The 9,885-nt window shown below is 32.0% G+C and carries 12 protein-coding genes and 1 pseudogene; 7 read left to right on the top strand and 6 right to left on the bottom strand.

Annotation, left to right across the window (positions count from 1 at the left end; all coding sequences use genetic code 11):
* Positions 1-320: 320 nt before the first annotated feature.
* A complete protein-coding gene (locus QZV68_RS09530) occupies positions 321-1,349 on the top strand; it encodes a M42 family metallopeptidase (protein WP_296880771.1) in 1,029 nt (342 codons plus the stop codon).
* A gap of 178 nt (positions 1,350-1,527) precedes the next feature.
* Here the strand turns inward: QZV68_RS09530 and tsaA are convergent, their stop codons facing one another.
* Positions 1,528-2,013 (bottom strand): tRNA (N6-threonylcarbamoyladenosine(37)-N6)-methyltransferase TrmO, encoded by a 486-nt coding sequence (gene tsaA, locus QZV68_RS09525; RefSeq protein WP_296880770.1) that lies wholly within the window; start codon positions 2,011-2,013, stop codon positions 1,528-1,530.
* Positions 2,014-2,402: 389 nt separating this feature from the next.
* Here tsaA and QZV68_RS09520 point away from each other — a divergent pair.
* A pseudogene (locus tag QZV68_RS09520) lies at positions 2,403-2,609 on the top strand (TOBE domain-containing protein).
* Between the two features lie 31 nt (positions 2,610-2,640).
* Entirely contained in the window at positions 2,641-2,847 is a 207-nt protein-coding gene (locus QZV68_RS09515) for a molybdopterin-binding protein (RefSeq protein ID WP_296880773.1), read from the top strand.
* 35 nt (positions 2,848-2,882) lie between these two features.
* On the opposite strand, the gene QZV68_RS09510 is transcribed toward QZV68_RS09515, so the two are convergent.
* From QZV68_RS09510 to QZV68_RS09500, 3 genes are read right to left on the bottom strand one after another with little or no spacing between them, the layout of a single operon-like run.
* Positions 2,883-3,320 carry a molybdenum cofactor biosynthesis protein MoaE gene (locus QZV68_RS09510; RefSeq protein ID WP_296880769.1) on the bottom strand — a complete coding sequence of 146 codons (438 nt, stop codon included), beginning with the start codon at positions 3,318-3,320 and terminating at the stop codon, positions 2,883-2,885.
* A 48-nt stretch (positions 3,321-3,368) separates the two neighbouring features.
* Positions 3,369-3,902: a nicotinamide-nucleotide adenylyltransferase gene (locus QZV68_RS09505; RefSeq protein WP_296880768.1), complete on the bottom strand. Its 534-nt coding sequence runs from the start codon at positions 3,900-3,902 to the stop codon at positions 3,369-3,371.
* Positions 3,903-3,910: 8 nt separating this feature from the next.
* The gene (locus QZV68_RS09500; RefSeq protein WP_296880767.1) at positions 3,911-4,621 is read right to left on the bottom strand and encodes a hypothetical protein; all 711 of its coding nucleotides are present in this window, start codon (positions 4,619-4,621) and stop codon (positions 3,911-3,913) included.
* A 126-nt stretch (positions 4,622-4,747) separates the two neighbouring features.
* Between QZV68_RS09500 and QZV68_RS09495 the strand changes: the two genes are divergently transcribed.
* The 4 genes from QZV68_RS09495 (at position 4,748) to QZV68_RS09480 (ending at position 7,432) form a co-directional block, all read left to right on the top strand.
* Positions 4,748-5,422, top strand: coding sequence for a hypothetical protein (locus QZV68_RS09495; protein ID WP_296880766.1), 675 nt, complete (start codon positions 4,748-4,750; stop codon positions 5,420-5,422).
* Positions 5,423-5,938, top strand: a complete 516-nt coding sequence (locus QZV68_RS09490; protein ID WP_296880765.1) for a DUF367 family protein — start codon at positions 5,423-5,425, stop codon at positions 5,936-5,938. It begins immediately after the preceding gene.
* 100 nt (positions 5,939-6,038) lie between these two features.
* Positions 6,039-6,416, top strand: coding sequence for a hypothetical protein (locus QZV68_RS09485; protein ID WP_296880764.1), 378 nt, complete (start codon positions 6,039-6,041; stop codon positions 6,414-6,416).
* A gap of 77 nt (positions 6,417-6,493) precedes the next feature.
* Entirely contained in the window at positions 6,494-7,432 is a 939-nt protein-coding gene (locus tag QZV68_RS09480) for an HIRAN domain-containing protein (protein ID WP_296880763.1), read from the top strand.
* A 192-nt stretch (positions 7,433-7,624) separates the two neighbouring features.
* Here QZV68_RS09480 and QZV68_RS09475 read toward each other — a convergent pair whose 3' ends face one another.
* Both QZV68_RS09475 and QZV68_RS09470 read right to left on the bottom strand, forming a co-directional pair.
* Positions 7,625-8,203, bottom strand: coding sequence for a TIGR00645 family protein (locus QZV68_RS09475; protein ID WP_296880772.1), 579 nt, complete (start codon positions 8,201-8,203; stop codon positions 7,625-7,627).
* A 23-nt stretch (positions 8,204-8,226) separates the two neighbouring features.
* A partial coding sequence (locus tag QZV68_RS09470) for a hypothetical protein (protein WP_296880762.1) occupies positions 8,227-9,885 on the bottom strand: 1,659 nt, incomplete at its 5' end.

Genomic DNA, 9,885 nt, shown 5'->3' with positions numbered 1-9,885 from the left:
ATTCATATATATTAATCATCCAACATATTAAATTTAATAACATTTTAACATGAATATTTACAATAATTTGGTATTTGATTTCATCAATGATTAAATTTATGGATTGGATTTTTATTAAATGTTTCATTCGGAGGATGGGATTAGTGGGTTTTAGGAATTATTTTAAACCTGAAATTTTATTTTGTTACTTTTTTTTAGAATTTTTTGGTTATTTTTGAAGAGATTTTGATTAATCTGTTGTTTGATTAATGATTATTTTTTTAATTAAATCATAGAAACTATTTAATAATATTAAGTTTAAAAAATAATTTGGTGATACGATGGAATTAATGAGAGAGCTTTCATTAGCACCGGGAGTATCCGGTAGCGAAGATGAAATAGCTAAAATTATTACACGTGAATTAAATGAAGTTGCCAGTACAATCGAAACTGACAGTATGGGAAATGTAATCGCCACTAAAAAAGGTGAAAAGAAAGCGCCTACTGTAATGTTGGCAGCACACATGGACGAAATTGGTCTAATGGTAAGATACATTGATGAAAAAGGGTTTATTAAATTCTCAAAAATTGGTGGAATCAATGATCAGATGCTGATGAACCAGACTGTTACTATTCATTCATCAGTCGGTGAACCTATTGTAGGCGTAATCGGTTCAAAACCACCTCATGTTACAAAGCCGGAAGAAAAAAACAAAGTTGTCAAAGCGGATGACATGTTTATTGACATTGGTGCAAAAGATAAAGAAGATGCAGAAAAAATGGTCAGAATTGGAGATAAAATGACCTTTAATGCATTATTTGAAGAATATCCTAATAATTTAATCATGGGTAAAGCTTTAGACAACCGTGTAGGTTGCTATGTAATGATTGAAGTTTTAAAAAGAGTTAATACTAGAGCTACAGTTTATGGTGTTGGAACTGTTCAGGAAGAAGTGGGCCTTAAAGGAGCTAAAACTTCTGCATTTAAATTAAATCCTGATTTGGCTATTGCACTTGATGTGACCTTATCCGGTGACCATCCTGGAATTAAACCGGATGAAGCACCTGTAGTGATGGGCAAAGGCCCTGCCATTATCTTGGCTGATGCAAGTGGAAGAGGTATTTTAACCCAACAATCAGTAAAAGATATGTTGATTAATGCTGGTGATGAAAACGAAATTTCTTATCAACTTGAAGTAAGTGATGGTGGAACTACAGACGGAACTGCAATTCACTTGACTCGTGAAGGAATTCCAACAGGTGTTTTATCTGTTCCTACCAGATATATCCACACTCCTGTAAGTGTATGTAGTATGGATGATATCGAAGCAACCATTCAATTAATTACTGAAGCTATAAACAGTTTATAGCTACTTTTTCTTTTTTATTTTTCTTATTTTTTACTTGTTTTTTTTGAATAACATAATCGATTAGGCTATCTTTCAAAGCCATAAACAACAATGAAAAAGATTAATAAAAGATTTAATTCATGATATATAAATTAAATTAAAAAATAGTGACTTCGTGTCACAATCTCTAATAAATAATCTATTTAAATCGGGTGTCTGATTTTTGTGATTTTGCCTTTTTGTGATTTGTTTCAAACCAGCCAATCTTCAGCTCATCGATTGTGTCTTCGTATAGTTGGGGAACATATGGTTTGATGTCAATCAGGGGTGTTCCATCCAAAATATCCACATTTTCAACGTATACTGTATTGCCTTCAACTTTATTGACTTTAACAACGCTCATTCCAATTCGGTTTGGTCTTTTAGGTGATCTTGTTGCAAAGACCCCGTGAGTGTTGTCGTCCATAAAAGGTTTTACTTCAAGCATATAACCGTCTATTTTGTGGAGAATGTATATTAAATGAATATGTGAGAAATCTTCAAGGTCTTTCAGGCCATCAACATACTTATCTTTGATTTCTACGGTTCCTTTAATTCCTTTTGCCCCTGTCGGTTGTATGGGCATCCCTTCAATTTCCTTAAATTCTGTATGTATTGTACCAATTGGTTCGATTTCGATATTCATAATTAAAATTTTCGTTTTGTTTTTTATAAAATTTTCTAGTTTCGCTAAATTTTATTTAATTAATTTTGTGAATTTCGATAAATTTTAATTTAAAGTATTATAAATATGTAAAATAGTTATAATTAGATTATTATATTTAATTTAATGCTTAAAGTTGTTAATAATCTTGTTTTTAATTAAATATTGTTATATGATGCTTTTTTATTAGAGTATACTATATTGATATATCGATATGAACTATTTTAGGTAATCGATTTTAAAACCCTTATTTCATAAAAAAACGAAACATTTATATACAATTCGATACAACTTAATATTGTCAAAAACATATTGATGTGAAATTATGAAATTAAGTGCAAGAAATCAATTAAATGGAAAAGTTACAAATGTTGAATTAGGTTGCAAGAAATCAATTAAATGGAAAAGTTACAAATGTTGAATTAGGTGCTGTTATGGCTAACGTTAAAATCGAAATTTCTGAACCTAACGTTATTACTGCGGTTATTACTAAAGAATCTGCAGAAAAATTAGGTTTAAAAGAAGGAGATGATGTAGCAGCAATCATCAAATCAACTGAAGTAATTATAGGAAAATAAATTATATGAATTAGTTTTGGATGTGAATATTATGGATATTAGTGCAAGAAATCAATTAAATGGAAAAGTTACAAATGTTGAATTAGGAGCTGTAATGGCTAATATTAAAATAGAAGTTACTGATCCTAGCGTTATTACTGCTGTTATTACTAAAGAATCTGCAGAAAAATTAGGTTTAAAAGATGGTGATGACGTAACAGCAATTATTAAATCTACTGAAGTAATTATAGGAAAATAGGTAGGATCAAATCCTGCTATTCCTATTATTTCTTTTTAACCTCCTGCAAGGATAGTTTTTGTTCCTTCTTCGGAGATTTCTTCTTTTTTAAATTCAACTTCATATTTTACAGTTTCAATTACTTCTTTTAAGGCATCAAGAGTTTCTCCTCTGTGTGCTCCTAAAACTGCAACTAAAAATAACATGTCTCCGGTGTAAAATTCACCGATATAATGGACAACTGATATTTCATGAACATTGTATTTAATTTTAGCGTTTTCTACAATCTTTTCGATTTCTGATTTTGTTTTTTCTTTGTCAGGAGTTGTGAGTATGAGTTTTTTCAGGTTCATATTTTCTTCTTTCCCACGTACAATCCCTTCAAAGGTAAAAATTGCACCAGAATAGTCTATTTTAGTACTTTTTTTCAATTCAGCTATTAAGTCTGCTGTTGTAACTTTGTCTTCTTTTGCTTCAATAACACGTACAACCATATTATCTCTCCTATTGATAATAGAATTTCATGATATAAATAACTATTGTTATATCTCACTGATTTCCTTTACTGATAAATTTTTCAGTCTTTCAATGCCGTTCACTTCTGAAAGAACATCTGCAGTTGCCTTAGGAACCAATTCCTGCCAATTTTTGTCTTCAAGAATTCTGCGCCTAACTTCAGTTCCGGATAAATGCAATCTGTCATAAAGAGGAGGTTGTCTGACTTCAAATCCTTCTTCGCTGAATAATTGCTTGACTAAGGGGTTTCCGGAATAGACTATTGAGAATGGCGGTGTCATCATTTTGACATGTGACGGCCAGATGGCATTGAAATTAATGTCTTCCATAGGAATGATATAGTACCTCTTGGGGTCAATGTTCATTTCAGCCAATGCCTGGTTCATCATCACAATCCTTTCACCTGCAGTAAAAGGATCTTTAAGCTCATGGCTTAATTGTGCACTGCCAATTCCAATGATTATTTCATCAACTTCTTCCAAAATCTTGTTTATGACTTGAATATGCCCATTATGGACAGGTTGCATTCTACCGATTAAAATTCCACGAACGTTATCCATAGTATCACTCATAAAGGTTTCAATCCATCTAAACTATTTATTAAATTTATGGCTGTATGTTGTTTTTGTGTTGCAGAATCTGTAATGGAGGTTTCCATTAGATATGTAGGAATGCCTTTTTTAGCTATTGGTTTTGTTACTTTTTCAGGACTAGTTCCTTCATTAAACTCGAAATTAACTAAATTAACCTCTTTTGATAAAGTGGCAAGATAAGAATTTACTTTATCCGTCTTGTTTGATAGTGGGAATATGAAATTGGAATATTCATAATCCGGATTGATTTCGTGCACGTCAACAACTATGAAAGGCTTGTCCTTTGCAATATTGTTTACAATAAATTTATTTGCCAGCAGTTCTCCTGCAGGTCTTGTATCTTCACGTGTTGTTAGACTGTCTTTTACTTTTACATAATAAATGACATATTTTTTAGTGAGATTTCTGTCATTGCTATGTGTAATGTTATATACTGTTTTATTGATGGCATCATGGATTTCGTGTTCTCTTGGATGAACTCCTAAGATAACCCCTACTGTATCATTTGATGAAGCATTTCCGGCTACGATTTTATATACAGTTCCATTTACATTATGCCCAACTTCAGTAATGTTATAGTAATTAGTTGCTGATTCTTCTTGTGATGTAAAGACAATAGCAAGATTAAATATAACAATAGTTACTAAAACTAATAATAATAGTTCGTATTGAAGTTTCTTGTTCATATAATAACCAACTAATATTTTTTAATATTACTCTTTATTTTTTTTAATAAAAATACTTTATCAGTAAAAAAAACTTATAAAATAGTATTTACTAATATAATTAATATAAATTATGGAGTTTACATAATGGAAAAGAAAAATATAATATTAATTGCAGTGGCTATTATAGCAATTGTTGCAGTTGCGGCAGCTATATTTTCTACTGGTGTATTTAATAAAACTGTAACTAATACTATTGGGGAATCTACTCCTTTTGAAAATTCATTCATGGAAGGTTCCTTTTCAGGGAAAGCTAAGCTAATGAATAATTCATCTGATTTCATGCAATCCTATAAGGATACAGAACATAATATAACATATAATATTTCAACTGTGGATAATTCAACAGCATTGATGGATATATATTATGTTCAAGGTGTGATGAATCCTGAAAAACGATCATTCAATGGAAATGACTGGAATATTTACTTCTCACAGGCTATTCAGGGAAACAATACCAATGACACATTATCTATTGTAATTTGCCAATCACAAAAAGAAAAACAAGGATATCTAATCTACATGATTATAGATTCCAAAACAGATGTGAATACATCTGCATTCAATACCTATGGTGACGTATACAAGAATTATGTGGAACCTCTGCTCAATAGCATAACATTAAAAGAAAGTAAAAATGTTCCTGCCATCAATGATGAATACGGAATGACCCAGGATGAGTTTAGTCAGCAGATGGATCTTGTAAAACAGTTCAAGGCAGGTAACACTTCAGCATTGAATTCAGGTTCAGAGGCACAGTAGATGAAAATCACGGTTTTTCATGCGGATGAATGCGACAGGAAGAAGTGCACTTCCATCAAGATGCACAAAATGGGCAAATGCAGGTTAGTTTATAATATAAACAAGATACCTTCAGGAGCCATAGTGCTGAATCCGTATGCTGAAAAATCGGTGTCTTTTGAGGATTACAGGTACGTGCAACGAAGGGGAATTGTGGGGCTTGACTGTTCTTGGAATGAAGTTTCAAGCTCTAAAAAATTCTTTTCTCTTTCAAAATACCACAGGTCACTTCCATTTTTAGTGGCAACAAATCCTGTCAATTATGGAAAACCATGCATATTATCGACTGTTGAAGCTATTTCTGCTACTCTCTACATTACCCGTTTCAAGGATGAAGCTCGTAAAATGATGGATGGATTTAAATGGGGTCATACATTTTTAGAACTAAACCATGAGTTGCTTGAAGCTTATAGTGAAGCTGACACAAGTTCTGAAGTTGTAAAAGTCCAAAATGAATTCCTTTCAGAGTGCAGATAAATACTGCCTATTTTTTTATACTTTTTTATTATTTTTTCATACGGGGAATATAAATCATATGAAAGTGTCTTTGATTACTATTTTATTAAATGGGGTCATTATGATGTATGATTTAAAAAAATTAGAAGAAAAATTTCACGAGTACTTAAAATCAAGATTAAAAAACGAACATTATGATTTTGATAAGCTTAAAATAACTGAAGAATTATTAAAACAGCAAGAAGCATTCTATATGCCATTTGGACATATATCCTACTTCTTGGCAATTGAAGATGATGAAAAACCTGTATTGTATGTACATGCATCTTCAAGAATGGATTTAGACTTAATTGTTTTCATTGATGAGGAAGAGTATAAGGAATACGATGTATGGGCTGGAGATCATCCGGATATAAGTAAAAGATATCGTGCCCATGCCAGGTATGTTAAACCATTTAAGTATGATGACCTTAAATTCATAAGTGATGTTGAAAGGTAACTTTTATAGGTAATATTGAGGAAAGATTAGATATTTCATTTTAGTGAAGATAATTATAATAGAACTTGGTGGTGCACATGGGAATCTTCAGAGATGATAATGACAATGATGATGACGAATACACCGGCCCGACAGGCGATCCTCTTCATGATGCAATTTACGGCTGGGACATGGGGTCAGGTTCCAGTTCTGGCGAGGATTATGATGGTGAAACAAACTCCGGAAATGTTGGCCAATCAGTAAATGTTGCTAAAAGGAACAATTATTCAAAAAAAGCATGGGATTATTATATGGATTTTAAAGAAGAGGAAGCTCTTCATTATATTGATTTGGCATTGGATTTGGATAAATATTATTCGAAAAATTGGAACATAAAAGCAATAATACTGGAAGGCATGAAAAAATATCCCGAATCAGAGGAATGCTACAACAAATCACTGGAATTATCCTTCGATAATCTTGTTTGTGATAATAAGGTAAGGATGTTATATGCATGGGCAGGCCAATTAATTGAAGAGTCCAAAAAACTGCCTGACGGATTGAATAAGTTAGAGGAAGCAAAGGAGAAAAATATAAAAGCAATTGCATCACGCCCTGGTGAAAACAGTGAAGAAAACATTGATAAATATCTCCAACAAAGGGATACAATAAATTATTATATTGATTATGAAAAGGAATACCAAAGAAATCTCGAGGCCTTGAAAGCGTATTCCAAAGATGAGCTATTCACAATAGCTGGAAGGCATTTTTTTAAGAATAATATTAACCTTACTTCAGGCATGGCTTTAAAACTTGTTAAGGAACCATATAATGAACATGATAAAGAAGCAATTGCAGTATATGCCGAAAATGAAAAAATAGGTTATGTGGCAAATAGTACTTATACAAAATCTGAATTGACCTCATCAGCATCAGAACTGCAGGATAAGTTTCAAAATAGCGCTCAAGGAAGCTATTTACTTTATTTACAAAGATATGCAGATATACAATTTTCAATTGGAAGAATAATTAAATAACTGCTGAGTAAATTGAAGGAAGATATTAACAAATCGTAGTATTAAAAGTAATGAAGTCTTAGATGGAAATGTGAAGATTCCATCTAACTTTAGCTGAAAAATGCATTAATTTTGAAGAGTTTTGGGTGAAATGGTTAATTAATAATTGATTTTAAAAAAGTGAATAATTGTAGATTTAATCTACAATGTGGTTTAAAACTTATTTTTCATTTCAGCAAGTTTGTCCTTGTTTTTCATTTCATGCCTTTTTTCGGATAATATTTCCATTCCGGCAAATACCAAACCAGTTGCAACGAATGTTAAATGAAGTGCGATTCTCCAAAATTCAACATTAGGATCGATTGTTGTTGTTGCATTTAAAAAATCCTGAAGCAACTCGATAAGGGATATCGCTACAACAGAACCGATAATTTTAAGTTTAAGCCCTGAAAAATCAAGACGTCCCATCCATGATGGACGGTCAATATGTTCATCAGCAATATCGATTTTTGATATGAAATTTTCATAACCTGAAAATGCAACAATAACTACTAAATTAGCAACTAAAGTCAAATCCAGCAGTTCCAATACATGGACTATCCATTCATCATCTGTTAATGTTCCCATTATTGTAATGAAATGCCATACATCCCCTATGAATTTTATTAATATTAGAAATAACACTACAATTAACAGGATGTACATTGGAGATAAAATCCATCTGCTTGCAAACAGTACTTTTTCTGTTTTGTCTTCTATCCAGTGTCTGGTGTCTTTAAGTGAAATTTTCATCACATCCAAAATAATATTAGTAACTAATTAGATTTATATTTTAAAGGTTTGCCGTTTTTGCCTGATTCAACATATTTTTCCATGTCTTTTTCAATTTCCAGAAAATTGTCGTTGTATACAGTTTTTTGGTCAACGTTTTCAAATTCCAGCTTTTCGATTTCAACAGTTGCATTTTCGTTATAGATAATGTATGAGTTTTCATGTTCCTTGTTGACTATGAATTTGGTTGATTTTATAATGGATGAGCCATTTTCAATAAATATCAGATTGTTATTGAAGCGGTCTCTTGCAAACATGCACTTTTCGATATTTAATATGCAGTTTTCATCATCATTTTGGAAAATTATATTTGAATATCTGTTTGAGATATTGTTGAATGATTCGCAATTTCTCATTGTAATACAACCTGCATTATGTATGATGCTTCCCTGATTAAATGCCTTGTTTTCATTAAAGTTACATTTGAAAAGCATGGATTTTTCATTGTTTTCAATTGAAGCTCCGTTTTCTGCAATGTTTGATTTAAAACAGGAATTGATTAAGTCCATATTTCCATTATTGTTGATGGCACCACCATTCTTCATGGCATAATTTTCCATAAACTTACAATCTGTTGCTGTCAAATCTCCGTTGTTTTCAATTGCTCCTCCGCTGTCCTTGTTTGCAATATTTTTCTCAAAATTGCAATCCTGAATATCAATTGATGCATCGTTTCTGATGGCTCCTCCATTATTTGAAATATTCCAATCAAAAGTGCAATTGAGTAACTTTAATGATTCGCCTTTGTTTATTATTGCGCCTCCGCTGGGGCATGATCCATTTCTGAAGTTAATGTTTGACAGGTGGACGTTATTTCCTGTAATTTCAAGGATGTTTGATTTTCCCATTCCGTCAATTCTGTGTCCAGCACCATCTATTTTTACATCGTCTTCATCGATACGGATTTTCTCTTCATCATCAAAACATATGTCGTAATCCAGTATGATTTCTTTTTTGCCGCTTTCAATTAAATCATTGAGATATCTAAACGGTTTTGTATCTTTTGAGTGAATATGGACAAATCCTCCCTCAGTTATCTTTTGAATCACTTCCTTTTGAAAACTCTCGATGCTGATGATTCCCCTGTTGTAGATTTCAAAATTCTTCGTATCATCCTTTCTTTTGAAATTGCATGTTTCCAGAATTAAGTCGGAAGTGTTAAAAATTGATAATCCCTTTGAAGAGACGTTGTCTGAAAAATTGGTAAATATCATTTTTAATGTGCCTTTGTTATATATTGCCCCTCCAAATCTGGCTGAATTGTGTATAAAATCACTGCTGTCAATGAATACCTTGCCGTTTTCATTATAAATTGCCCCGCCATTATTGCTGTCGGTATGGTTGCCTATAAAACTACAGTCAATGATTTTTACAAGTCCCTTTAAGTTGAAGATGGCTCCTCCGGGATTGCTTGAATGGGCATTTTTAAAGGTAATGTTTTTTAGTGTGATGTTGTTTGAAGTGATATTCAATGCCTGTTTTTCATAGGCATCGATTGAATGGCCGTCCCCATCAATTGTGATGTTGTCGACGTTAATATTAATTGTTTCGGTTAATTCAATATCGTTTTTCAGCTTGATTTCTTTTAATCCATTTTGAATCAGGCCGTTAATGTCGTCATCATCGATGTTGATGGAATTTAT

This window comes from uncultured Methanobrevibacter sp. (assembly GCF_902801725.1).
Classification (GTDB): Archaea; Methanobacteriota; Methanobacteria; order Methanobacteriales; family Methanobacteriaceae; genus Methanocatella.
This window is presented reverse-complemented; position numbering and strand designations above follow the sequence as displayed.